A 24,694-nucleotide genomic window follows, 5' to 3' on the forward strand; every position below is an offset into this window, starting at 1 on the left:
ACGACAGAACACGTTCCCTGCAAACGGCGCGGGTGCCGGGAGGCGCAGCCTCCCCAGCAGAGATAGGCACGAGTTACGCTGCGCTAAACTCGCGCCAGTGGCGAGATATTTTACAACTTCAAAAATCCCATCTCAATCCACATACTGCCGCACCGCCTGAGTCATCAATTCGTTCAGACTGATGCGCTGCGACAACGCAGCTAATGCGGCTTTACGATGCAGCTCAGTCCCAAGCCGGACATTGAAAACGCCTTTAAAAGTCTTATCAGGCGTTTTACCTACCTGCTGACACGTTTCTCGGTAGTCATCTACGGCAGCCTCGAACTCCTGCCGCAGCTGCTTCGCCGAATCAGCCTCGAAGGTAACGAGGTCAGTGATAGCCTCTACGCGGCCGTGAAATACTTCATCTTCCGGGCTGTACTGCACCGAACCGATGTATCCTTTGTAGGTGAGTACATTATCCATAAGAAATTAAGTAGAGAAAGAAATTAACGGCAGATGCCTAAGTGCTCAATAACTTCCTTGAGTTGGTATTCTTTGAGAATATTACCGGGGTGAGGTTTGTGTAAGGTTATGACACGCTGCGTAATTTCATTGAAGAAACGTCGTCGGCTACCACCCGTTTTGCCCCCTACAACTTCCATATAGTTGTGGGCTCGTAGCAAACGGGCAAGCTCTTCCCAGGTAAAATCTTTTGGCTTGGCGCAAATTCGTTTATGCAGCTTGTCGAGTTGCGTCATAACATATGTAACTAATTTTTAGTTACTCAAATATAATTTCTTTTTTTGCTTTGTCTATCTCCTCAAATCTTAAATCAAATCCGTCAACTGCTTTACCCCCAGCGTGCGCTCGCGGGTAAAGCCTTCGCCGAACTCCACTCCTATCAAATGCCCGAACTCACGGGCGCGGGCTTCCATAAACTTGGAAAAGGCGGGCGTAGACAAATAGGTAACTGGCTCGGTGTTGTCAGCATCGAAGAACTGGCTTTCAAACGCCTGAATTGCCTCCCACTTCTTGTCCCAGAACTCAGATATATCCACCACAAAATCGGGCGTAATTTGCCGATCTTGAATGTAGTGATACACGAGGCGCGGCCGCCAGGCTGCCTGAGGCTGGCCGTTCTCGTCCAGGGTCTCAATCATCTTCAGTCCCGACAAAAAGCAGGATTCAGAAGCAAGTTGAGAGCCGCGACCGTGGTCAGGGTGGCGGTCATAGATGGCATTGAGCAGCACTATATCGGGCTGGTAGCGGCGCACGGCGGCAATTACAGGCAATTGGTGTTCTCGGTCGTTGCTAAAAAATCCGTCGGCCAAACCTAGGTTTTCACGGGCGTGCAAGCCAAGTATCTTGGAAGCAGCGGCGGCTTCTGCTGCCCGTATTTCAGGTGTTCCACGCGTCCCTAATTCACCTCGCGTTAAGTCGACTATTCCTATCTTTTTGCCTTGTGCGGCGGCGGCTATCAATGTGCCGGCGCAGGACATTTCCGCATCGTCGGGGTGGGCGGCGATGGCCAGAATATCTAATTTCATTCAGAGGATGGTTAAAACGTAAATGGCTTACCCGGTAGCGGCTGCGTTGTTTGCTGAATTTCAATACAACGCAGCCGCTACCGGGTAAGCCATCTTAGGCATAAATAAGTATAAGGGCGCTTTACTTGATACGAAGTGACCGACCAATACGGAGCGTGGCAGTGCCGCCATTTAGTCGTTTGATTTGACTTACGCTAACCCCGTATTTCTGGGCAATTTCTGAAAGCGTATCTCCGCTTCGAATTTTGTGCGTAACAACGCGCCGGGCCGCTGTAGGCTTGCTGCTGCTGGAAGACGACGATCGACTCTGCAAAGCCCGGCTGTAATAGTTGAACAAAGCCGATGTAATTTGAAAGTTGTCCTGCCGCAGCTTATAATCCGGAAAGTCATACATCCGCTCGGGGTCGATAGGATTGCCTTCATAGCGTACCTCGTAGTGAAGGTGCGAGCCCGTACTACGGCCCGTATTGCCCCCCAGCCCGATTATCTGTCCGGCCTTCACAAAAGTACCCGTCGTGACGAGTGCCTTGCTCAGGTGTCCATACAGGGTTTCAATACCATTATAATGACGCACCAAAAGATAGTTGCCGTAGCCACTACCGTCCCATTTCGAGATGCGGATCACCCCATCGAATGCTGCTCTCACAGAGTCGCCGGTCTCCAGATCCAGGTCAACGCCGTAATGCCAGCGACTACCGCGAAAACCGAAATCGGAGGTTGTTGGCGTCGTTTCTAATGGCATTTTGGCATAGCGCTTCCGAGGCGGGTCTACCAACTTCAGCGTGAGCGTATCACGTAGCCGGCGACCATCTACCCGGTACGGATTGATGGTGCGTGTATCCCAGATAGCATAATAGCCCGCTACTTTCACCCATGAGCTGTCGATGCGAACCTCATCGGACATTTCCACAATATGCTGCTCGCCTTCGTTTAGTGAGGTGGTATCCTCACTTACCATCGACAGCTTTTTGGCTGGATTAAAGAAGATGGATTTGGCTGCTTCCGAGTTGTCATCGGGCAAATCTTCCGTCTTTATCAGAACAGTGGTATCAGGCCGCACGTAGCGGATCGTAGGAGATTTCATGCGGAAGAAATCCTTCCGCTGACCCGCCGACCCACCCTTAGCTTTGGGCTGGGGGGCTTTTCGGCGTTGGGCCTGGGCTGAGTTGGGCCACGCGAGGAGGAGCCCAACCATCAACAGGGGCAGTAGCCCGTATTTCAAAAAATTCAACAAAAGCTAAGACGTTGAAGCGTTCCTCACCCCTAGGGGTAGTTTTTAAGACAGCAAGGTAAGTAACCAAACGAGAATGCGTGGTGGCTAGTGTGCAGGTTAAAGGCAAAGAGCCCGGAAAACTTAAATTAACAAAACGTCATGCTCAGCTTATAGCTGAGCATGACGTTTTACCTAAACGAACACCTAATGCTCCCCTAAAGCAGCCAAATAGCGTTCAGCATCCAAAGCGGCCATGCAGCCCGTGCCAGCCGCCGTTACGGCCTGACGATAGGTATAGTCCTGCACATCGCCACAGGCAAAAACGCCGTCCACATTGGTTTTGGACGAACCTGGGATGGTTTTCAGATAGCCCTGCTCGTCGTGATGCAGATAGGGCTGGAAGATCTTGGAGTTAGGATCATGCCCGATTGCCACAAAAAAGCCCTCCACCGGAATTTCGCGGGTTTCGTGCGTCAACGTATTCTTCACGCGCACGGCTTCAACGGCGTGCTCACCTAGAATTTCGTCGGTCACGGTGTTCCAGAGCACCTCAATCTTAGGGTTGTCAACTACCCGTTTCTGCATGATTTTCGAAGCGCGCATCTCCCCTTTTCGCACAATCATGTACACTTTTGAGCACAGGTTGGCTAAATAAGTTGCCTCTTCAGCGGCCGTATCACCGGCTCCTACAATAGCCACTTCTTTCCCGCGGTAAAAGAAACCATCGCACACAGCACAAGCTGATACTCCCGAGCCATTCAACCGCGCTTCCGACTCCAACCCGAGCCACTTAGCCGAAGCCCCAGTGGCAATGATTATAGTATCCGCGGTGATAGTTTTGTTCTCGTCAATGGTCACTTGGTGCGGATGGCCCGAAAAGTCGACTGCCGTAGCTAGGCCGTAGCGAATATCGGTACCGAAACGCTCGGCCTGATTTTTCAGATCTTCCATCATAGCCGGGCCCATTACCCCATCCGGGTAACCAGGGAAGTTCTCGACATCATTCGTAATGGTAAGCTGGCCGCCAGGCTGTAGGCCCTGATACATGACGGGTTGCATGTTGGCGCGAGCAGCATAAATGGCTGCTGTATAGCCGGCTGGCCCCGAGCCAATAATCAAACACTTTATGTGTTCTGAGTTAGTATTTTCCATTGCTGGGTTAAAGCAAAAAAGCAAGTAGTAGGTATGAGGCACTATCCTTTGACTTAGGACCTCATGACAAAGTAACAACAGAATAAAATGCCCCCCAGGTCCATTTTCACTTGCCAATAAGAATAAAAGCTGGCGTCGTGTGTAACAAAAAACCCCAACGAATAAGCTGGGGTTTTTGAATCTGGGGGGCAAATTTTACCCGAGGTAAGGCTTCAACGCTTTAGAGCGCGAAGTATGACGCAAGCGGCGAATCGCCTTCTCCTTGATCTGGCGGACCCGCTCCCGAGTCAGACTGAACTTCTCTCCGATTTCTTCCAGCGTGAGGGAGTGCTCTCCGTTCAGGCCAAAGTAAAGGGTAATGACGTCCGCCTCACGCTTGGTTAGCGTGGAGAGGGCGCGCTGCACTTCTTTGCGCAGCGAGTCGTTCATCAGGCCCGTATCAGGCGATTCCTCGTCCTCGTTTTCGAGCACGTCAAGCAGGCGATTTTCCTCACCCTGCACAAACGGCGCGTCAACGGATACGTGGCGGCCTGAAATCTTGAGCGTATCCACTACCTCGGAGGTAGTCAGTTCCAGCACTTCGGCAATTTCTTCGGGCGAGGGCTCGCGCTCGAATTTTTGCTCCAGTTCGGAGAAGGATTTCGAAATCTTGTTTAGGGAACCAACCCGGTTCAACGGCAGACGCACAATGCGCGACTGCTCGGCCAAAGCTTGCAGAATGGACTGACGAATCCACCATACGGCGTAAGAAATAAACTTAAAGCCGCGGGTCTCATCAAAGCGCTTGGCTGCCTTAATCAAGCCGAGGTTACCCTCGTTAATTAAGTCGCCCAGCGAAAGTCCCTGGTTCTGATATTGCTTGGCTACTGATACCACAAAGCGCAAGTTAGCTTTGGTAAGCTTTTCCAGTGCCTGTTGGTCACCTTCCCTAATCCGCTGCGCCAGCGTTACCTCCTCGTCGGGGGTGAGCAAATCCACTTTGCCAATCTCCTGGAGGTATTTATCCAGCGACTGGCTTTCGCGGTTGGTGATTTGCTTGCTGATTTTAAGCTGTCTCATTGCGGGCGCGAAAGAGTTGTATTGTGATAATAATTGAACGTTACTGATACCTTTTACGGGTACCGGTCAGTTTAGGGCAACATACCGGTACCCGCGAAAGTTCGCCGGATTAAGCTTGTGCTTCACCGTTGTCGGCCGCCGTGCGCTCGGGACGGGGCAGTAGAACCTTGCGCGAGAGACGGTACTTACCAGTTTTCTTATCGATATCGAGCAGCTTTACGTCTATTTCCTGCCCAACTTCCAGCACACCTTCCAGACTATTGAGACGCTCGTGGCCTACTTCTGAAATGTGCAACAGGCCGTCTTTGCCAGGCATAATCTCAACGAAAGCACCATAAGGTTGGATGCTACGAACTTTGCCTTTGTAGGTCTCACCAATCTCCGGCTGAGCCGCAATAGCACGGATGCGACCAATGGCAGCCTCCATATCCTCTTGGTTCGAAGCGTAAATGCTTACGTGGCCCTTCTCGTCCTTCTCTTCGATAATTACCGTGGCGTTGGTGTCCTTCTGAATCTGCTGAATGACTTTGCCACCGGGTCCGATAATGGCACCGATAAACTCTTTCTCAATCAGCATCTTGTGCGAGCGAGGCGTATGCGGCTTCATATCGGCGGCTGGCTGGCTGATAGTCTTCGCCATTTCGCCCAGAATGTGCAGACGACCCTCGCGGGCCTGGTGCAGAGCCGCCGTCAGAATCTCGCTGCTCAGACCCTGGATCTTAATATCCATCTGGCAAGCCACAATTCCTTTCTCCGTACCCGTCACTTTGAAGTCCATGTCACCCAAGTGGTCTTCATCACCCAAGATGTCAGATAGTACGGCGTACTCACCGGTTTCCTTGTCTTGTACAAGGCCCATGGCAATACCTGATACGGCGGCGCGAACTTTCACACCCGCGTCCATCAGTGCCAGAGAGCCAGCACACACCGTAGCCATCGACGAAGAGCCGTTCGACTCCAGAATATCCGACACGATGCGGATGGTATAGGGGTTCTCTTCTTCACCTGGCAGTACGCGCTTTAAAGAACGCATAGCCAAGTTACCGTGACCTATCTCGCGGCGGCCCGGCCCGCGGTTGGGCTTCACTTCACCAGTCGAGAAGGCCGGGAAGTTATAGTGTAGCATGAACTTGCTGTAGCCCGAAAGCATAGCTGAGTCAATGATCTGCTCATCAAGTTTGGTACCCAACGTTACTGTGGTCAACGATTGGGTTTCGCCACGTGTAAACAGCGCCGAACCATGAGCACCGGGTAGATAGTTGATTTCGCTCCAGATAGGACGGATTTCCGTGAGCTTACGACCATCCAGGCGCGTACGCTCCTTGATCATCATGTCGCGGATTGCCTTCTTCTCCGCTGATGCGTGGTAGCGGCTGAACATTTTCATGTTCAGCTCAGGCTGCTCGGCCAACAGAGTTTCAAGCAAGTTTTTCTTAATAGTACCGAATCCTTCTTTGCGACCTTGTTTGCTGGTATTGCCAGAGTAAGCGACAGTATAGGCTTTCTGATAAACAGCATCGGTAATGCGCTGCTTCAGTTCGGCATCCTCCTCATATTTTGGATAGTCACGCTTAACAGCGGCTTTCGCAACGACAGCGCCAAGCTCCATCTGCACGCGCACCTGCTCCTTGATGGCTTCGTGAGCGTAGGCAATGGCTTCCACCATTTCCTCTTCGCTAACTTCGTTCATCTCGCCTTCCACCATGGCCACTGAGTCGGCCGTAGCACCTACGATCAGGTCGATGTCAGCACGGGCAATATCCGAGGTTTTAGGGTTGATTTGCAGCTTACCATCGATACGCGCCACGCGTACTTCTGATATAGGGCCAGCGAATGGAATATCAGAAACCGACAAGGCGGCCGAGGCAGCCAAAGCAGCCAGCGCATCGGGCTGCACGTCTTTATCGGCCGAAATCAGCGAAATCATCACCTGTACTTCGTAGTGATAATCCTTGGGGAACATGGGGCGCAAAATGCGGTCAACCAAGCGACAAACGAGGATTTCGGAATCCGACAAGCGACCTTCACGGCGCTGGAACGAACCGGGAATTTTACCGGCCGAGCCAAATTTCTCTTGATAATCAACTGACAACGGCAGGAAGTCAACGCCTTCGCGTTGGCTTGGCTGCGAAACTACCGTAGCCAGCAGCATGGCATCGCCAAGGCGCACCACTACCGCTCCATCGGCGAATTTGGCCAGCTTGCCAGTTTCTATGGTTATCTGCCGACCGTCTGGCAGCGTAATAGTTTTGGTAATAGCGTGGTAATTAGGCATCGGAAAATTGCTTAGGAAAGCGACAGCGGGCGAGCAGCCAAAAAAACAGCGCCGGCCTTCGGGACTGTTTTACTCAAAAATCGTTTGGGGGGCGTTTTTGTAATGTAAACAACTTACCCTACTCAAATAGTGACCAAAGGGGTCAAAAAAAGAGCAGGGAACCCTCTAAAGAGGGCTCCCTGCTCCTATGGGCGGGATTACTTGCGAATACCCAGCTCCTTAATGATAGCGCGGTAGCGGTTGATTTCGCGGTGCTGCAGATAATCAAGCAGACGGCGACGCTTACCTACAAGCTTAAGCAAACCTAAGCGAGTCGAAAAGTCTTTCTTGTTAACCTTCAGGTGCTCCGTCAGGTGGGTGATGCGGTGGGTGAACAGCGCAATTTGCGATTCAGCCGAACCGGTATCGGTGGCAGATTTGGTGAGGCTATTTTCAGCGAAAATAGTCTGTTTTGCTTCGGTAGTGAGTTTCATCGGCAGATAGGAGTTACCCGTCTGGAATTAAAATATGAAAAAAAGGCCACCCCGCATTTCGGAGTGGCCGCAAAGGTAAGGGTTTTTATGGCTCGTTGTTCGTTTTTGCTAATCCAGATTTGTACTTATTGCTTTGAAGGATCGTGGTTATGGCACTTTAAGCTGTGATTCCCATTAGGCTGCACGTCGGTACCCGCGGAAGGGCCAACGAATGTTGGCCGGTATACGGCGCCAGAAGTCAACTTCTAATACACCTGAGTCACGGCGTGCCTGATAGAGAAAAAACAGACCTACCGGGAGTAACAGCGCGTCGGCAATCCACATACCTAGCCCCACTGGCAGCACGCCTTCACGACCATACTTTTCCCCCATTATGGAAGCCACATAATAGATAATAAAGAACAGAATGGAAATCAGCACCGGCACGCCCAAGCCACCTTTCTTAATAATGGCTCCCAGCGGTGCGCCAATCAAAAACATGATCAATACAGCAGCAGACTGCGTGTACTTGCGGTAAATCTCAATACGGTAGTTACCAGTTTCGCGAGCGAGTGTTGTAAGGCGCTCTACCGAGCTACTCAAATAGCCACGCAAGTTGCGGGCCCGGTTAGTGGCCTGTTGCACCTGATTAAGAGTGACGGGGGGCAATTCTTTGGTTGATACCTGCCAACTCGCTACCCGCTTATTAGCTGCTTGCCCAGTAGTATCAAGGCGCATATGCACGTAATACGGATTCAGCATCCGCACCTGCTGTTGTCGCTCAGTTCCTAAGCGCTTATGCAGCGAATCGGTATACTGATGCAGACGTGGCAGATCCATCATCATTTTATTCTCGGTGAAGAGCTCCTGCTGCGTCCGATTTAAATCAAAGGACGCTAAAGAGAACGTAATCAAGTTGCGCGAAAAAGCCTGGCGCACGAAGCTCGCACCCGCCCTGTTGCGAACATCCGGTTGCTCCAGATACATTACGCCATCAAACAATTCCAGCCCTAGATATTGCCCCCCAAAGCGCATAAACATCCGGCCAGAATCAGCCAGAATAACCTTGGAGTTGCCATCTGTGTTGGTGTGGTCATAAATCATAACACCCTTAAGAAGGTCGCCATTCTCACCAGCCTTCTCATTCACCTTAATAGTATAGCCAGGAATACCGTTATAGAACACGCCTTCCCTAATATCCAAGGACAGTTTCTGCTGGCGCACATCCCACAGCAAACTATAGGCGTTCAGATTGGCCTTAGGAACGACGGTGTTGTTAAACCAAAATGCCCCAACGGCCAACACCAGACTTACCAGCAATACAGGTCTTAGAATGCGTGTTAGTGAAATTCCAGAAGTCTTAATGGCGGTTAGCTCCTGGTGTTCACCCAAAGTTCCGTAGGTCATGAGCGACGATAATAGCACGGCCAAAGGCAATGCTATCGGCACCATTAGCACACTGAAGAAGAATAACAACTGGCCGATAACCGCGAAACCAAGGTCTTTGCCAATTATATCATCCATATACTTGAGCATATACTGCGTCAGCAGGATAAACTCCACCACCGCGAACGTCAGTAAAAAAGGACCGGCAAAGGCCTTAAGAATCAGTTTATCGAGTTTTTTCATTGCTTGGCCAGAAATGCACCGCTGGGGGGCATTTCCACTAAAAAAGGAGCAGTAAGTAAACGTAGCTGCTGCCCGTTTAGCTTCTGCTCCTTCATTTTTTATAATAAACCCGACTTAGCCGCCTACTTGTTCCCGCAACTTGACAATCAGACTATCCCACATCTCCTGTAATTCTTCTTCATCCGTTTCTTCCGAGTAGTCTAACACCCGCAAATAGACCTCCTGCGTCAGCTGCGACTCTTCTAAGCTAAAGTCAAGGTAGCTCGCATCCGGCGTAACCCGCTTGTTCTGATCCAGAAACACGTAGCGCACCGACCGATTAGTGCGGTGGGAGCTCATCTCAGCGTAATGTGGCTGATTATCCCAGATAAAGTTGAAGCGATGATCCTCATCAATGCGCACATCCTGACAAAACCACTGCGTCAGCCCCGATGCTGAGGCTAAATATGGGTACAGAATCTTAGTTGAAGCATTAATAGGGTATTCCACCGAAAAACGGTGCTTCGAGCGAGTTGCAGAGAGCGGCATAAGGCAGAGATAGTAAAGAACAGCAGTACGCCTACCCAATAGATATGGCAGGCAGTGGGCAATATACACGGGTTTTTTTTCTCTAAGGATTGCGTTGGGTCAAATGTTGTGCCTACCTTTGCGCCATCAAAAATCCGGCGGGGTAGCTCAGTTGGTTAGAGCACAGGATTCATAACCCTGAGGTCACGAGTTCAACTCTCGTCCCCGCTACAAGAAAAAGGCCTTCCTAGTACAGGAAGGCCTTTTTTGTTTTCTTCCGTGTGGCCCCTTAGAAGACAGGAAGCATATCACTATTTATGAACAGAGTGAATAAGCAGAAAGTGGCCATTCTCAAATCGACTCATGCCAATCTCAGAACAGTATGGGACGGTTTACTCCGAGCATCAACACTTTAGCCTTCAAAGTCCACCAATAGGGGTAGGTCCATACTCTTTAATCCGTGATTTGAGCCAAACGGAACTTCATGGCTACATTTTTAAGGAAGGTATTACGCTAGCGGGCCTAAACTAAGTCCTAGAGCAATTTTCAGGTTAGTGTACGTGGTAGCCACAATGGTCAAACCAGTTTTTCGCGTCGGCTTCGGTCACCCATTCGATGGCCGTTTGGATGACCGTCTCCAAGGCGTCGCGGGTGCGGGCCTGGGCCGTGCGGAGCCAGGTTTTGAGCTTGCTGAAGGCGAGCTCAATGGGGTTGAAATCGGGTGAGTACGGCGGCAAATACAACAGGCGGGCCCCGCGGGCTTCGACGCGTTCGGCCAGGCCAGCCACTTTGTGGGCCGGCAGGTTGTCGAGCACGACCACGTCGCCGGGCACGAGCGTGGGGCCGAGCACCTGGTCGAGATAGGCGGCAAACACGTCGCCGTTGAGGGCCCCGCTCACGGTCATGGCCGCTTGCAACCCGTTCGGAGTCAGCGCCGCCACGAGCGTCACGTTCGGTCCGCCGTGCAGGGGCGTGGCTTGCGGGGCGCGCTGCTCGCCTTCGGCGCGGGCGTAGCGGCGGCAGTAGGTCAGGTTGGTGCTGGTTTCGTCCACAAATTTGAAACAGGCAAACTCTTCGGCTTGCACGTCTTCGAGAAAGGCCGCCCGCAAGGCCCTCACGCGCTCGGTATCACGCTCGGCGGCGTGGACGCTCTTTTTTCGCCGCCAGTCCAGCGCCTGCACGGCGCGGCCCATCGTGGCTGGGCTCACACTCGGGCCGCCCAGCGCGGCCACCCACACGCGCAACTCGTCCAGGGTCGCGTCGGGCTGCTGGCGCAAGCAGGCCGCCAACTCGGCGCGGGCTGCCGCGTCCAGCAACGGCGCGGGGCCGCTGCGGTGGGGCAGCGCGGCCACCGACCCACTCGCCCGCTGGCGCTGGCGCAGCTTTTCGACAAACGAGACCGAAACGCAGAACCGGGCGGCGACGGCGGTTTGCGTGGCACCGGGCGCGGCGCACGCCGCCGCCACCCGCTCCCGTAAATCATTCGAATACGCTTTCATATCCAAAAGATACGCCCAAACCCATACATCAACCTAAGAATCGCTCTAAGCACACCACTCACCGCATTCGAACAGTTCAGTGAAGCAAACACATTATTTAACTCAGATGTAGACTGCTATTTACTATTGATTGATATTCTAAAGACCAGTGAAACTTCTTAAAATAACTCACTGTTACACAGTGCTCATGAAGGGAAAGCAATAGGCACTTAAAAAATATTTAGCGCGTCTATTGTATTGTTAAGTGAATTTCCTACCTTTGCACCCCGATCACAGACACACTTCGTCAGGAAGTGAAACAATCGAGAAAAAATATTCAGAAATATTTGGAGGGATAGGGGAAAATCTTACCTTTGCAACCCCGAACGAAAAGGTGTCTGGGTTACTAGGGAGGATAAGGCAGCGCAAGCGGCCACAGGGTCAGTCCGGCAGGGGCTGACGCACGTTCTTTGAATGGTTGGAAAAGACAAATTGGTAAGGCTGCCAAGGTAGGTAACTACCCCGGCAGCGAGCGTAACAAACGAGTTCAACAAGAAGAGTTGGATTACGCCCAAGACAGCAGCCTATGTTCGCATAGGTGAAGAGAATTTATACAATGGAGAGTTTGATCCTGGCTCAGGATGAACGCTAGCGGCAGGCCTAATACATGCAAGTCGAACGGGTGTAGCAATACACTAGTGGCGCACGGGTGCGTAACGCGTAACCAACCTACCCGCAACTGGGGGATAGCCCGCCGAAAGGCGGATTAATACCGCATAATATAGAGTGACGGCATCGTCGTTTTATAAAAGATTTATTGGTTGTGGATGGGGTTGCGTAGCATTAGCTAGATGGCGGGGTAACGGCTCACCATGGCGACGATGCTTAGGGGACCTGAGAGGGTGATCCCCCACACTGGCACTGAGATACGGGCCAGACTCCTACGGGAGGCAGCAGTAGGGAATATTGGGCAATGGGCGAGAGCCTGACCCAGCCATGCCGCGTGCCGGATGAAGGCCTTCTGGGTTGTAAACGGCTTTTCTCAGGGAAGAAAAAGGTCTTGCGAGACCAACTGACGGTACCTGAGGAATAAGCACCGGCTAACTCCGTGCCAGCAGCCGCGGTAATACGGAGGGTGCAAGCGTTGTCCGGATTTATTGGGTTTAAAGGGTGCGTAGGTGGCTTGGTAAGTCCGGGGTGAAAGCCCACAGCTCAACTGTGGAACTGCCCTGGATACTGCCAGGCTTGAGAGTCGTCGAGGGTGGCGGAATGGACGGTGTAGCGGTGAAATGCATAGATACCGTCCAGAACCCCAATTGCGTAGGCAGCTGCCTAGGCGACATCTGACACTGAGGCACGAAAGCGTGGGGAGCGAACAGGATTAGATACCCTGGTAGTCCACGCCGTAAACGATGGATACTCGTTGCCAGCGATAGACTGTTGGTGACTTAGCGAAAGCGGTAAGTATCCCACCTGGGGAGTACGCTCGCAAGAGTGAAACTCAAAGGAATTGACGGGGGCCCGCACAAGTGGTGGAGCATGTGGTTTAATTCGATGATACGCGAGGAACCTTACCTAGGCTAGAATGCGCGTGACCGGTTCAGAGATGAGCCTTTCCTTCGGGACACAAAGCAAGGTGCTGCATGGCCGTCGTCAGCTCGTGCCGTGAGGTGTTGGGTTAAGTCCCGCAACGAGCGCAACCCCTACTTTTAGTTGCCAGCATGTCATGATGGGGACTCTAGAAGGACTGCCTGCGCAAGCAGTGAGGAAGGCGGGGACGACGTCAGGTCATCATGGCCCTTACGCCTAGGGCTACACACGTGCTACAATGGCCGGTACAGAGGGTCGCTACACGGCAACGTGACGCCAATCTCACAAAACCGGTCTCAGTTCGGATCGGAGTCTGCAACTCGACTCCGTGAAGCTGGAATCACTAGTAATCGCGTATCAGCAATGACGCGGTGAATACGTTCCCGGGCCTTGTACACACCGCCCGTCAAGCCATGGAAGTCTGGTAGACCTGAAGCTGGTGCTCGTCACAGAAGCCAGTTAGGGTAGAACAGGTAACTGGGGCTAAGTCGTAACAAGGTAGCCGTACCGGAAGGTGCGGCTGGATCACCTCCTTTCTGGAGCTGATCCGACTCGTGAACTTCGTTCAGTACGCTACTAACTTACCAATACGTCTTTTCCTCTCATTCAAATATTATTAGGAGGGCGACAATAATGCCTCCCTCCTACCCTGATCTAGATCGTAGATCAACTGTTCTTTGACGTAGGATAACGAGTAAGAAGAAAAAGAAAGAAGCGAGGACTACTTTTAGTGGTTTCTTGTTACGAGCCGGCCTTCCTGTTTACGGGAGGGCTAGAAGGTAAGTAAGCAAGGGCACACGGGGGATGCCTAGGCTCTCAGAGGCGAGGAAGGACGTGATAAGCTGCGAAAAGCCGCGGGGATTGGCACATACGAAGTGATCCGCGGGTATCCGAATGGGGCAACCCACTACCGTGAAGCGGTAGGGCCTATAGCTTTAGTGCTATAGGGGCAAACCCGGGGAACTGAAACATCTAAGTACCCGGAGGAACAGAAAATAACAATGATTCCCTAAGTAGTGGCGAGCGAACGGGGACGAGCCCAAACCGAGTTGGTTACGGCCAGCTGGGGGTTGTAGGACCTCAAGATCTGATTGTTTGATTTTAGCTGAACGACGTGGGAAAGTCGACCAGAGACGGTGAGAGTCCGGTAAGCGAGCAAGTCAAGCACGGTAGAGGATTCCTGAGTAGGGGGGACCGGAGAAATCCCCTCTGAATCCAGCGGCACCATCCGCTAAGGCTACATACTCCTGAGAGACCGATAGTGAACCAGTACCGTGAGGGAAAGGTGAAAAGAACCTCGAATAGAGGAGTGAAAAGAACCTGAAACCGTGTGCTTACAAGCGGTCGGAGCCTTCTAGTGGGGTGACGGCGTGCCTTTTGCATAATGAGCCTACGAGTTACTCCTCCCTGGCAAGGTTAAGTGTCTGAAGACGCGGAGCCGCAGCGAAAGCGAGTCTGAACAGGGCGCAGAGTCAGGGGGTAGACGCGAAACTTTGTGATCTACCCATGACCAGGGTGAAGGTTGGGTAAAACCAACTGGAGGCCCGAACCAGTTTCCGTTGAAAAGGATTTGGATGAGTTGTGGGTAGGGGTGAAAGGCCAATCAAACTGAGAAATAGCTCGTACTCCCCGAAATGTATTTAGGTACAGCGTCGCGGTCAAGTCAGCCGGAGGTAGAGCTACCGATTGGACTAGGGGGTGTCACAGCCTACCGAATCCAGACGAACTCCGAATGCCGGTTGATATACGCGGCAGTGAGGCGTGGGGTGCTAAGGTCCCATGCCGAGAGGGAAAGAACCCAGACCATCCGCTAAGGTCCCTAAATCCGGACTAAGTTGAACAAAGGAGGTCCACTTGCCTTGACAGCCAGGATGTTGGCTTGGAAGCAGCCATTCATTTAAAGAGTGCGTAACAGCTCACTGGTCGAGCGAGAGGGCATCGATAATACGCGGGCATCAAGTCCGGTACCGAAGCGATGGATTTACACGGATGTGTAAGTGGTAGGGGAGCATTCTAGCAGCGGAGAAGGTATGCTGTCAGGCGTGCTGGAGCGGCTAGAAAAGCAAATGTAGGCATGAGTAACGATAAGGCGGGTGAGAAACCCGCCCCCCGATAGACTAAGGTTTCCTGCTCAACGCTAATCGGAGCAGGGTTAGTCGGGACCTAAGGCTACGCCGAGAGGCTACGTCGATGGACAGCTGGTTGATATTCCAGCACTTACTCTAAGAAGTGATGCAGTGACGCAGAAGTGAAAGATGCGCGGGCGGACGGAAGTGCCCGTTGAAGCGCGTAGGTATAGGGTTGGTAGGTAAATCCGCCGACCTTGCTGAACCGTGATAGTACCCTACGGCCTCGGCCACGGGGATAGTCATCCTAATCAGACTGCCAAGAAAACCTGCTAAGCGTTTTAACCTTAGAGTAACCCGTACCGCAAACCGACACAGGTAGTCAAGGAGAGTATCCTGAGGGGCTCGAGTGAATCACGGCCAAGGAACTCGGCAAAATGGACCTGTAACTTCGGGAGAAGGGTCGCTTCCTCTTAGCAATAAGAGAAGCCGCAGTGAAAAGGCCCAGGCGACTGTTTAACAAAAACACATGACTTTGCGAACGCGTAAGCGGAAGTATAAGGTCTGACACCTGCCCGGTGCCGGAAGGTTAAGAGGGGAACTTAGTGGCGCAAGCTGCGAAGGTTTGAATCGAAGCCCCGGTAAACGGCGGCCGTAACTATAACGGTCCTAAGGTAGCGAAATTCCTTGTCGGGTAAGTTCCGACCTGCACGAATGGTGTAACGATCTGGGCGCTGTCTCAGCCGTGAGCTCGGTGAAATTGTAGTCTCGGTGAAGATGCCGAGTACCCGCCACGGGACGGAAAGACCCCGTGCACCTTTACTATAGCTTGACATTGACGCTGGGTAACACATGTGTAGGATAGGTGGGAGGCTTTGAGCCGGGGGCGCCAGCTCTCGGGGAGCCAACGTTGAAATACCACCCTTGTGTTACTCGGTGCCTAATCTCCTGAACGGGGAAACAGTGTCTGGTGGGTAGTTTGACTGGGGTGGTCGCCTCCAAAAGAGTATCGGAGGCTTTCAAAGGTCCGCTCAGACCGCTTGGTAACCGGTTGTAGAGCGCAATAGCAGAAGCGGGCTTGACTGTGAGGCCTACAAGCCGAGCAGGGTCGAAAGACGGATATAGTGATCCGGTGGTTCCGCATGGAAGGGCCATCGCTCAAAGGATAAAAGGTACGCCGGGGATAACAGGCTGATCTCCCCCAAGAGCTCATATCGACGGGGAGGTTTGGCACCTCGATGTCGGCTCGTCACGTCCTGGGGCTGGAGAAGGTCCCAAGGGTTCGGCTGTTCGCCGATTAAAGTGGCACGCGAGCTGGGTTCAGAACGTCGTGAGACAGTTCGGTCCCTATCTGTGGTGGGCGTGAGAGATTTGCGAGGACCTGTCCTTAGTACGAGAGGACCGGGATGGACCAGCCGCTCGTGCACCGGTTGTGGCGCCAGCTGCAGCGCCGGGTAGCGACGCTGGGATGAGATAAGCGCTGAAAGCATCTAAGTGCGAAACTCACCTCAAGATGAGATCTCTTATATAGGAAGAGTCGTGGGAGACGACCACGTGGATAGGCTACAGGTGGAAGGTCGGAAACGGCCGAGCCGAGTAGTACTAATGACTCGAACACTTACCAGACAATGCTCTTTTTCTGCTTTCTTCTTACCCGTTACCTGCGTCAACGTTATTTGTTGTGTCTGTGAACTAGACACGAGCGCCAGTAATGGTGGCTTTAGCCCGGGTGTTCACCTCTTCCCATTCCGAACAGAGCAGTTAAGCCCCGGTGCGCCTATGGTACTACCTTCACCGGTGGGAGAGTCGGTCGCCGCCAACCTTATATTCCAACAGCCCCCCAGCGTCCCACTATCCGGATGCGGGGGGCTGTTCCCGTTTAAGGCTAATCTTATGTAAATAGGACTTACGCACTTGGTGGTATGTTGAGGAAAAACCTGTCCTTATGGTGACGCAAGCGACCTACAGCGAGTACCTGCTTAGTACGCCCCGCAATTATACGTGTACGCACTTGGCCGAGCACCTGTCGCAGGTGAGCCACGACCAGGTGAACCGCTTCTTGCGCCGCAGCTCGTTTTCGCCCACCCAACTGCGCGAGTTGGTCATACCCTTGCTCCACGACTCGCCCGAGGCCTTTTTGCTGGTCGACGACAGCGTGCAGGACAAGCGCTACAGCCGCTTCATCGAAGTGGCCAAGCGCCAGTATTCGGGCACCGAGCACGGCTTGGTCACGGGCATTTGCCTGGTTAACCTGGGGCACAGCAGCGGGCAAGCGGGCGACTTTTTGCCCCTCGATTACCGCCTCTATGCCCCGGAGCTGGACGGGCGTACCAAAAACGAGCATTTTCAAGCCATGTTCGCCCAGGTGGTGGTGGAGGGGAAAATCCAGGCCCGCACCCTTTTGTTCGACGCCTGGTACAGCGGCAGCGACAACCTGAAGTTGATTCACCGCACCGGTTGGACGTTTTTCACGACCCTGAAAAGCAACCGGTTGGTGAGCCCGAGCAAAGAAGTCGGCTACCAGGCCCTGGCCGACGTGGCCCCGCCGCCGGGCGGCTGGAGCACGGGTCTGGAAGTACGCGTGCAGAAGGTGCCCTTTGCGGTGCGCTTGTTCCAGTTGGTGGCCCCAAACGGCGACGTGGAATGGGTCATCACCAACAACTTCGCCTTCACCCTGACCCAGCAACTGGTCGAAGCGACCACGCGCACGCGCTGGCAGGTGGAGGAGTTTCACCGCAGCTTTAAGCAACTCACCGGCGCGGAGAAGTGCCAGTGCCGCCGCGCCCAGGCTCAGCGCAACCATTTGGCCTGCTGCTATTTGGCCTGGGTTTCCCTGCGCGAGTTTGCCCGAACAACGGCCCAAACTATCTATCAGGCGCACCAACAGCAGTGGGCACCCTACTTGCGCCAACTGCTCGTCAAGCCCTTCATTCCTGCACTGCTCCCCGCAAGTGCGTAAGTCCTATGAAGGTAATATTATCTATTTGCGTAAATGATATTTGGCCTCTAATACGTGCAGATAGTAGCTAATCAGCCTCAATATGCTGTATTCATGAGCATAATTTGTAATTATGTTAGCTACTAGCAGCTGCATCAAGTCCATTAAGTTTCGTGCTAATCGGCTGCTTATAACTGCGCCGCCAACCAATTGTATCCACTAGATGGCCGGGATTTGACCTTTTCGGAAGATAAATGACCGCCTACTTAACTCCTCTACTCGAAGGTAAGTGATAGTTGGGTAAAGCCAACTTCACACTCTGCCTGTACGCGTATGCAACCATGACCAATGCTTTCTTCACGCAGAGATTTCAGCCAATTAAGTATATTGTTTAGATACAGCTATAAGTTTTCTTTTAGCCGTAGAATTAGCTCGCTAACTCGTTTTAATTTAACGCTTAGGCTCTATCTAGACCTACATACGTGTAGAGGTAATGGCCCATTTCCAAGTAAACATCTTTAAGAAAAGCGAAAGATGTGTCGTGAGGCAGAAATTTGGTTTTAAGAATGCTCAATCCAGCTTGGGTGTTGTCAAAGGGATTATCTATCCGACTGAAAATGGGCGCTACTCTGGTTTCATTGATGCAGAGCCTACGAAATTTTGTAAGGTTTTAGCAGTAGTTAGCTTGCTACTCAACATAAAATTTACTTCCTAAGCCCCATACGAAAAAGGCTCCACTAATAAGTGGAGCCTTTTTCATTTTATCAAAAATGATATTACTTAAGCTTTTCAATAATGCCTTGAAAGGCAGTAGGGTGATTCAAAGCTAAATCAGCAAGTACTTTACGGTTCAAATCGATGCCTGCTTTCTTCAGGCCGCCCATGAACTGTGAATAAGACAGGCCATGCTCACGAGCACCTGCATTGATACGCTGAATCCACAAGGCACGGAACTCACGCTTTTTGGTCTTGCGGTCGCGATAGGCATACAGCAGGCCTTTCTCAACAGCATTCTTTGCAACGGTCCATACATTCTTGCGACGGCCAAAATAGCCTTTCGCAAGCTTCATTACTTTTTTGCGACGGTGGCGTGAAGCCACGTTATTCACACTTCTTGGCATAACCTACTTTTTTTGGCAACCGGTGACCTCTGTCTTGTAAACCGGGTGCCTGGTGGAAATTAAATTGCTAATTGACATTAAAGTTAAATGGTGGTTTGAGTTTTAAAATCACCGTTTTAACCATTCGTCATTTAGATATTAAGCATATCCTTCACCCGATTCATATCGGCCGAGCTAACAAGCGTTACGTGCGTCAGATTACGCTTTTGCTTAGTAGTCTTTTTGGTGAGAATGTGGCTTTTGAAGGCGTGCTTCCGCTTCACCTTGCCCGTTCCGGTGAGCGTAAAACGCTTCTTAGCACCGGATTTCGTCTTTACTTTTGGCATTGTGGTATAAATTGAGAAAAAAGAAATGCTTGTTGAAAAACCTAATTAATCATTTGCTTAGGCAATTGATCTTTTGGGTTTAAGCCTGCTCTTCTTTGGCTTTAACTTCTTTAAGCTCTTTTGGCGCAGCTTCCTTGCCTTCCTTCCCTCCTTCTTTAGTAGCAGGAGCTTTAGGTTTGGCAACTACAGCAACCTTAGGAGCCAAATACAAGAACATACGTTTGCCCTCTAATTTAGGCAACTGTTCTACTTTAGCTAAATCTTCAAGTGCCTGGGCAAACTTAAGCAACAGAATCTCACCGCGTTCTTTAAACACGATTGAGCGACCTACGAAGTGCACGTAGGCTTTAATTTTGGCCCCCTCGCGCAAGAACTCTTGCGCATGCTTCAACTTGAAAGCAAAGTCGTGTTCGTCGGTATTAGGACCGAAACGAATCTCCTTGAGTACCACTTTCGTGGCTTTAGCTTTCATTTCGCGGGTGCGCTTCTTCTGCTCATACTTAAACTTAGAGTAGTCGATAACGCGACATACAGGCGGTACTGCCGTAGGCGAAATTTCTACCAAGTCCAAGTTCTGCTCCTGGGCTAAGCGACGGGCCTGCTCAATTGGATAAACACCTTGCTCGATGTTTTCACCGACTAGGCGCACTTCGCGGGCCGTAATCTTCTGGTTGATTTTGAACGGCTCCTCCACCTGAGCACGGGGGATGTAGCGGCGATTTGGGGTTGCTATGAGTTGGTCCTCCTTCTGAAAGGTGAGCGAATAATCTTTAGGTACTGTTAAACCTAACACAGTCAGCCGTGATGAGTTTCAATCAGCGGGCAAATATCCGCTTATTTTTTGAATCTAAAAAGTAACTATATAAAAACATGCTCATTATGTTGTTTGCTATAATGAGCATGTTCTTATGACAAGCTTATTAATTACTGATGTTACGCACGGAGTAGGCCAAGTTGGTGGTACATGGCTTTGAGGCCCACGGCGTAGAGCTGGGCTTTGAGGCGAAAATGGCCCATCCCACACTTGAGTTTGAGTATCTCGAGCTTGGTGTAGGCCAGCACGGCCGCGAAGAAATGATTGGCCTGCGTGGTCAGGGTTTTGGTGGGCGATTTGCCCATGGAGGCATTCTGTTTGAGCGATTTATGATATTCTTCCACTTTCCACCGTCTCTGGTAAATCGCAGTCAACTGGGCCTGGTTCAAGTCGGTGTCGCTGCTGACCAGATATAACACGCCCTGGCTGCCGTCTTGGTTTGTCAAGACGTGCCTGCTCACCAGCACCGCCTCTTGGACGGCCCGCAAATAGACCCGCAGGGGCTGCGTATCGGGAAACACCAGCGTTTGCACGGCCTGAAACTGGCCTTGCGCCCGTGCCGCTTCGCTCAGGGCCACGGTGCGGGAGGATTCGAGGGCAAAGACGAAATGGTGGCCCAGGGCTCGCACCAAGCTCATGTTCTCGGCCGAGGCATACCAAGTATCGGCCAGCAGGTAGCGGTAAGCCACTTGTTGCTGGGCCACGCGCAGCATCTGCTGCAGGTACTCGTTCTTGGTAAAGGCACTTTGATAGCTGGTTTGCTGGGTCTTGGCATGGTAGACCGGGACCGTTTTGCGCACCAGCTCGACGGCCAGCGGCAGGGCCAACTCGCCGGCCTGGTAGAGCAGGCTGACGAAATTCAAGCCCTTCACGTAGCGCTGCTGGCTGTGGTCCCAGTGGGTGCAAATCAGCTCGTTGGCAGCGGTATGGGCCTTTTCCAGAATCGAATCGTCGACGATAAGCACCGCAAATTCCTCGGCTCCACGCTGGGCTTCGGCCTGGCGAATCAGCGGCTTGGCCGCTCGCCAAATAGCGGCCGAGCCCCACGCGGTGCTGCTCAGCCAGCGCGTGATCTGGTCGTGGCTCAAGGCCCCGTCTACCAGGCGCGACAAGCCCGTGGCCGTTGTCGGACCCGTCGAACTCAACAAATAATCCGTGTACAAGTCCAGCGTGCAAGTCGTCATAAGCGTAGTAAACGGGCAGAAGCCGACTCTGACTGCGTAACAGCAGTTAATTACCTGTTATCATCTCAGTCACTTGACTTTGAAAGCTGCGAATAAATGCCTCAATTGGCATACTTCCCAGGTCACCTTCTCCATGCTTACGAAGCGAAACAATGCCATTTTCCTGCTCCTTTTCGCCTACAATGAGCATATAAGGCACCTTAGCCATTTCGGCATCACGTATTTTACGCCCTATCTTCTCATCGCGACTATCTAATGATCCGCGCAACTCAGACTGTACTAAACGGTCATAAACCTGCTGTGCGTAGTCTTGGTATTTCTCAGAGATAGGTAGTACGGCGAATTGTTCAGGCGAGAGCCATAACGGGAAATTACCAGCGCAATGCTCAATCAGCACTGCAACAAAGCGCTCCAACGACCCGAAGGGGGCTCGATGAATCATCACGGGGCGCTGACGCGAGTTGTCGGGGGCAACATATTCGAGCTCAAAGCGCTCAGGCAGATTGTAATCAACCTGAATAGTACCTAGCTGCCATTTACGACCTAAAGCATCACGCACCATAAAGTCGAGCTTAGGACCATAGAAAGCAGCTTCGCCTAACTCCGTAACGGTAGTCAAGCCTTTCTCAGCGGCCGCCTCCTGGATAGCACTTTCCGCCAAGGCCCAGTTTTCATCGGAGCCAATATACTTTGCCTTGTTTTCGGGGTCGCGGAGGAGATTTGCGCTGTATAATTCTCAAAGCCGAGCGCCCGGAACACGTACAGTACAAGATCTATAACCTTGATAAATTCTTCCTTTACCTGATCGGGTCGGCAGAAGATGTGAGCATCGTCCTGCGTAAACCCACGTACCCGAGTAAGACCATGCAATTCACCGCTTTGCTCGTAGCGATATACTGTTCCAAACTCAGCTAGGCGTAGAGGCAAATCGCGGTACGAGCGAGGCTTGGTTTTGTAGATCTCACAGTGGTGCGGGCAATTCATTGGCTTGAGAAAGAACTCCTCACCGGGGTTAGGCGTCTTAATCGGCTGAAATGAATCAGCACCATACTTTTCGTAGTGACCTGATGTAACATAGAGCTCCTTAGAGCCAATATGAGGGGTCACCACGGGTAGATAGCCTGCCTTCACCTGGGCACGGCGCATGAACTGCTCCAGACGTTCACGTAAGGCAGTGCCTTTGGGCAGCCAAAGCGGAAGCCCCGCTCCTACTTTCTCCGAAAAAGCAAACAGCTCCAGTTCCTTGCCCAGCTTGCGGTGGTCACGTCGCTTAGCTTCCTCCAATCGCTCCAAATACTCAGTGAGATCCTTCTGTTTAGGGAAAGTAATGCCGTAAACACGAGTGAGCTGCTTATTCTTTTCATCGCCGCGCCAGAAGGCACCAGCTACATTCAGCAGCTTTACCGCCTTGATCGGGCTAGTGTCAGGTATGTGTGGGCCCCGGCAGAGGTCAGTGAAATCGCCTTGGCTATAAAAGCTGATAGTGCCATCTTCCAAGCGCTCCAGCAAGTCAAGCTTGTAGGGGTCGCCTTTTTCTGTGAAGTAAGCGACAGCCTCAGCTTTGGGCACTTCGCGGCGCTCGTACTGACTTTTCTTTCTGGCCAGTTCCAGCATTTTCTGCTCGATCTGGGGAAAGTCGTTCGTCGATATGGTCCGGCCTTCACCTAAGTCAATATCATAATAGAAACCGTTTTCAATAGCTGGGCCGATGCCAAGCTTTACACCCGGATACAAAGCCTCGAGAGCCTCAGCCATTAAATGAGCTGACGAATGCCAAAAAGTATTTTTACCCGCGTCATCATTCCAGGTTAGGATTTCAATAGCGGAATTCTGCGTGATGGGGCGGTGAAGGTCGCGGACCTCGCCATTTACGCGCACGCCCAAAGCGTTGCGAGCCAAGCCTTCGCTAATGCTAGCGGCTACGTCGAAGCCCGTCGCGCCATCTACAAACTGGCGCACGGAGCCATCGGGAAGAGTGATGTCAATCATTGGTTGGGGAAAAATGCTCTACAAACAGCGTTAGCCCGCAAGTTAGTAGGTTGGGATGGACTTAAGGGCAGTTTTACGGTAATTGCTTTAACTGCACTATACACTAAAAGCGCTTCCGTACGCTCAAAGAAGCCAATTTCAAGATAAGTTGATCAGAAAATGCCCCCCAGTACACTTAGCGCAGCAAAGGCAATGAGCGTTCGGGAAGAGGAGCAATAGCCTGACGAACTGGCCGCCGGAGCGTATTACCTCGCGTTTGGCGGGCCCGCTCGCCGGCTCTCCATACCCGGTAGGTCCAGTGCTTGTTGCCCGGATTTTCGGCTACCAACAAGCGGTAGTGAGCTATTGCTTCGGCAGAGCGACCTAGGGCCTCATAGCTTTCGGCGAGTGCCAGGCGGGCGTTGGGCAGCCGAGGGGCACGACGCAAGGCCCGCTGCAAGTGAGGCAACGCCTCGGCATAGCGTCGTTGCTGGAAAGCTGCCAAGCCAAGTCGGTAATCGGCGCGGTACAGCGTTGTGTCCAGCTCTAACGCGCGGCTGTAAGCAAGAAGGGCACTGTCCGGCCGGTTCTGCAGCTCGTGTTGGCGACCATAGTCGTACCATAGTGGGCCATGAGTTGGAGCCAAGCGAAGGCCGCGGGCGGCATACACGGCGGCGGCGGCGGGACGGCGGTTCGCATTTGATAAAAAAGCCAGCTGATGCAGTATTTCGGGCTGACGCGGGTCGCGGGCAAGGCTAGCGCGCAAATAATCTAAAGCCTGGGCAGTATCGGTGAGGGCTGCGTGGGCTAACCCTTTATAAAACAGTGCGGCAACAAGTTCTGGCTCCTGTTGCAGCGCACGGTCGAGGTGGTCGAGGGCGTCCTGAGGGTGGCGGGCAGCCAAGTGGGTTTCTCCCGCTAACAGGTTTAGTTCGGGCGACGAAAATCCGCGCCTTGATGCTTCAGCTGCTGCTGTTAACGCAGCATCCAAGCGGTTTTGGGCCCGCAGGGCGCGAGCTTTTATAAAATAAAATTCTCCGGGTGCTTCGTCAAGACGTAGTGCTTGTTCGATATCAGCCAGAGCCGGCGCTATTTGGTTGGCTGCTAAACGAAAAGCAGCCCGGCGCGCGTAGAGCGAGGCTTTGCGGGGCTGGCGGCTAATAGCACCCTCTAAGGTTTGCGCCTGCAATTGAGGCCCGCTCTGTACCGTGGCCAGATTTACCATCATAGCGGGCGGGCCAGAAGGCGTCTGGTCGCAGGCTGAGATGATGACAGCAGCGAAGAGCAGCAGCAAAAAAGGCGAAGAGAAGCCACGGAAGCGTAAAATATCAGATTGGCAAGGGTTAATAACGTGCGAAACGGTAGTCAGCCGCAGAGACAGAGCATAAGCTCC

16 protein-coding genes, 1 tRNA gene, 3 rRNA genes and 2 pseudogenes are annotated in these 24,694 nt (G+C 52.3%); 5 read left to right on the forward strand and 17 right to left on the reverse strand.

Features of this window, described 5'->3' with window-relative positions; genetic code table 11:
- Positions 1-132 precede the first annotated feature (132 nt).
- The 10 genes from MKZ35_RS19740 to MKZ35_RS19785 all read right to left on the reverse strand — a co-directional run bounded on the left by MKZ35_RS19740 (position 133) and on the right by MKZ35_RS19785 (position 9,837).
- Positions 133-465 (reverse strand): type II toxin-antitoxin system HicB family antitoxin, encoded by a 333-nt coding sequence (locus tag MKZ35_RS19740; RefSeq protein ID WP_482514958.1) that lies wholly within the window; start codon positions 463-465, stop codon positions 133-135.
- Positions 466-488: 23 nt separating this feature from the next.
- Positions 489-740 (reverse strand): type II toxin-antitoxin system HicA family toxin, encoded by a 252-nt coding sequence (locus tag MKZ35_RS19745; protein WP_482514959.1) that lies wholly within the window; start codon positions 738-740, stop codon positions 489-491.
- A 69-nt stretch (positions 741-809) separates the two neighbouring features.
- The gene (bshB1, locus tag MKZ35_RS19750) at positions 810-1,529 is read right to left on the reverse strand and encodes a bacillithiol biosynthesis deacetylase BshB1 (RefSeq protein ID WP_482514960.1); all 720 of its coding nucleotides are present in this window, start codon (positions 1,527-1,529) and stop codon (positions 810-812) included.
- A gap of 121 nt (positions 1,530-1,650) precedes the next feature.
- Positions 1,651-2,724, reverse strand: a complete 1,074-nt coding sequence (locus tag MKZ35_RS19755) for a peptidoglycan DD-metalloendopeptidase family protein (RefSeq protein ID WP_482514961.1) — start codon at positions 2,722-2,724, stop codon at positions 1,651-1,653.
- A 222-nt stretch (positions 2,725-2,946) separates the two neighbouring features.
- A complete protein-coding gene (gene trxB, locus MKZ35_RS19760) occupies positions 2,947-3,894 on the reverse strand; it encodes a thioredoxin-disulfide reductase (protein WP_482514962.1) in 948 nt (315 codons plus the stop codon).
- Between the two features lie 195 nt (positions 3,895-4,089).
- Positions 4,090-4,953 (reverse strand): sigma-70 family RNA polymerase sigma factor, encoded by an 864-nt coding sequence (locus MKZ35_RS19765; RefSeq protein ID WP_084447456.1) that lies wholly within the window; start codon positions 4,951-4,953, stop codon positions 4,090-4,092.
- A gap of 109 nt (positions 4,954-5,062) precedes the next feature.
- Positions 5,063-7,228 carry a polyribonucleotide nucleotidyltransferase gene (pnp, locus tag MKZ35_RS19770; protein ID WP_482514963.1) on the reverse strand — a complete coding sequence of 722 codons (2,166 nt, stop codon included), beginning with the start codon at positions 7,226-7,228 and terminating at the stop codon, positions 5,063-5,065.
- 197 nt (positions 7,229-7,425) lie between these two features.
- Positions 7,426-7,701 (reverse strand): 30S ribosomal protein S15, encoded by a 276-nt coding sequence (rpsO, locus tag MKZ35_RS19775; RefSeq protein ID WP_482514964.1) that lies wholly within the window; start codon positions 7,699-7,701, stop codon positions 7,426-7,428.
- A gap of 174 nt (positions 7,702-7,875) precedes the next feature.
- A complete protein-coding gene (locus MKZ35_RS19780) occupies positions 7,876-9,309 on the reverse strand; it encodes an LptF/LptG family permease (RefSeq protein WP_482514965.1) in 1,434 nt (477 codons plus the stop codon).
- 114 nt (positions 9,310-9,423) lie between these two features.
- The gene (locus MKZ35_RS19785) at positions 9,424-9,837 is read right to left on the reverse strand and encodes an START-like domain-containing protein (RefSeq protein WP_482514966.1); all 414 of its coding nucleotides are present in this window, start codon (positions 9,835-9,837) and stop codon (positions 9,424-9,426) included.
- A gap of 136 nt (positions 9,838-9,973) precedes the next feature.
- On the opposite strand from MKZ35_RS19785, the gene MKZ35_RS19790 reads away from it, so the two are divergent.
- Positions 9,974-10,047: transfer RNA gene (locus MKZ35_RS19790), tRNA-Met, on the forward strand.
- Positions 10,048-10,367: 320 nt separating this feature from the next.
- Here the strand turns inward: MKZ35_RS19790 and MKZ35_RS19795 are convergent.
- The gene (locus MKZ35_RS19795; RefSeq protein WP_482514967.1) at positions 10,368-11,315 is read right to left on the reverse strand and encodes an IS630 family transposase; all 948 of its coding nucleotides are present in this window, start codon (positions 11,313-11,315) and stop codon (positions 10,368-10,370) included.
- Between the two features lie 592 nt (positions 11,316-11,907).
- On the opposite strand from MKZ35_RS19795, the gene MKZ35_RS19800 reads away from it, so the two are divergent.
- The 4 genes from MKZ35_RS19800 (at position 11,908) to MKZ35_RS19815 (ending at position 17,909) form a co-directional block, all read left to right on the forward strand.
- A 16S ribosomal RNA gene (locus tag MKZ35_RS19800) occupies positions 11,908-13,420 on the forward strand.
- A 241-nt stretch (positions 13,421-13,661) separates the two neighbouring features.
- Positions 13,662-16,576: ribosomal RNA gene (locus MKZ35_RS19805) — 23S ribosomal RNA — on the forward strand.
- 84 nt (positions 16,577-16,660) lie between these two features.
- Positions 16,661-16,772, forward strand: a 5S ribosomal RNA gene (gene rrf, locus MKZ35_RS19810).
- The 16S, 23S and 5S rRNA genes sit together here, the layout of an rRNA operon.
- Before the next feature lie 123 nt (positions 16,773-16,895).
- The gene (locus MKZ35_RS19815) at positions 16,896-17,909 is read left to right on the forward strand and encodes an IS701 family transposase (RefSeq protein WP_482514968.1); all 1,014 of its coding nucleotides are present in this window, start codon (positions 16,896-16,898) and stop codon (positions 17,907-17,909) included.
- A gap of 755 nt (positions 17,910-18,664) precedes the next feature.
- Here the strand turns inward: MKZ35_RS19815 and rplT are convergent.
- The 6 genes and pseudogenes from rplT to MKZ35_RS19845 all read right to left on the reverse strand — a co-directional run bounded on the left by rplT (position 18,665) and on the right by MKZ35_RS19845 (position 24,595).
- Positions 18,665-19,009 (reverse strand): 50S ribosomal protein L20, encoded by a 345-nt coding sequence (rplT, locus tag MKZ35_RS19820; RefSeq protein ID WP_482514969.1) that lies wholly within the window; start codon positions 19,007-19,009, stop codon positions 18,665-18,667.
- A gap of 131 nt (positions 19,010-19,140) precedes the next feature.
- Positions 19,141-19,335: a 50S ribosomal protein L35 gene (gene rpmI, locus MKZ35_RS19825; protein WP_187312636.1), complete on the reverse strand. Its 195-nt coding sequence runs from the start codon at positions 19,333-19,335 to the stop codon at positions 19,141-19,143.
- Positions 19,336-19,510: 175 nt separating this feature from the next.
- A pseudogene (gene infC, locus MKZ35_RS19830) lies at positions 19,511-20,068 on the reverse strand (translation initiation factor IF-3); the annotation flags it as partial.
- 200 nt (positions 20,069-20,268) lie between these two features.
- Positions 20,269-21,333: an IS701 family transposase gene (locus tag MKZ35_RS19835; protein ID WP_482511431.1), complete on the reverse strand. Its 1,065-nt coding sequence runs from the start codon at positions 21,331-21,333 to the stop codon at positions 20,269-20,271.
- Positions 21,334-21,379: 46 nt separating this feature from the next.
- Positions 21,380-23,322 (reverse strand): annotated as a pseudogene (thrS, locus tag MKZ35_RS19840) (threonine--tRNA ligase).
- 175 nt (positions 23,323-23,497) lie between these two features.
- Positions 23,498-24,595: a tetratricopeptide repeat protein gene (locus MKZ35_RS19845; protein ID WP_482514970.1), complete on the reverse strand. Its 1,098-nt coding sequence runs from the start codon at positions 24,593-24,595 to the stop codon at positions 23,498-23,500.
- Positions 24,596-24,694: the final 99 nt, after the last annotated feature.

The sequence above is a fragment of the Hymenobacter sp. R533113 genome (genome assembly GCF_056835965.1).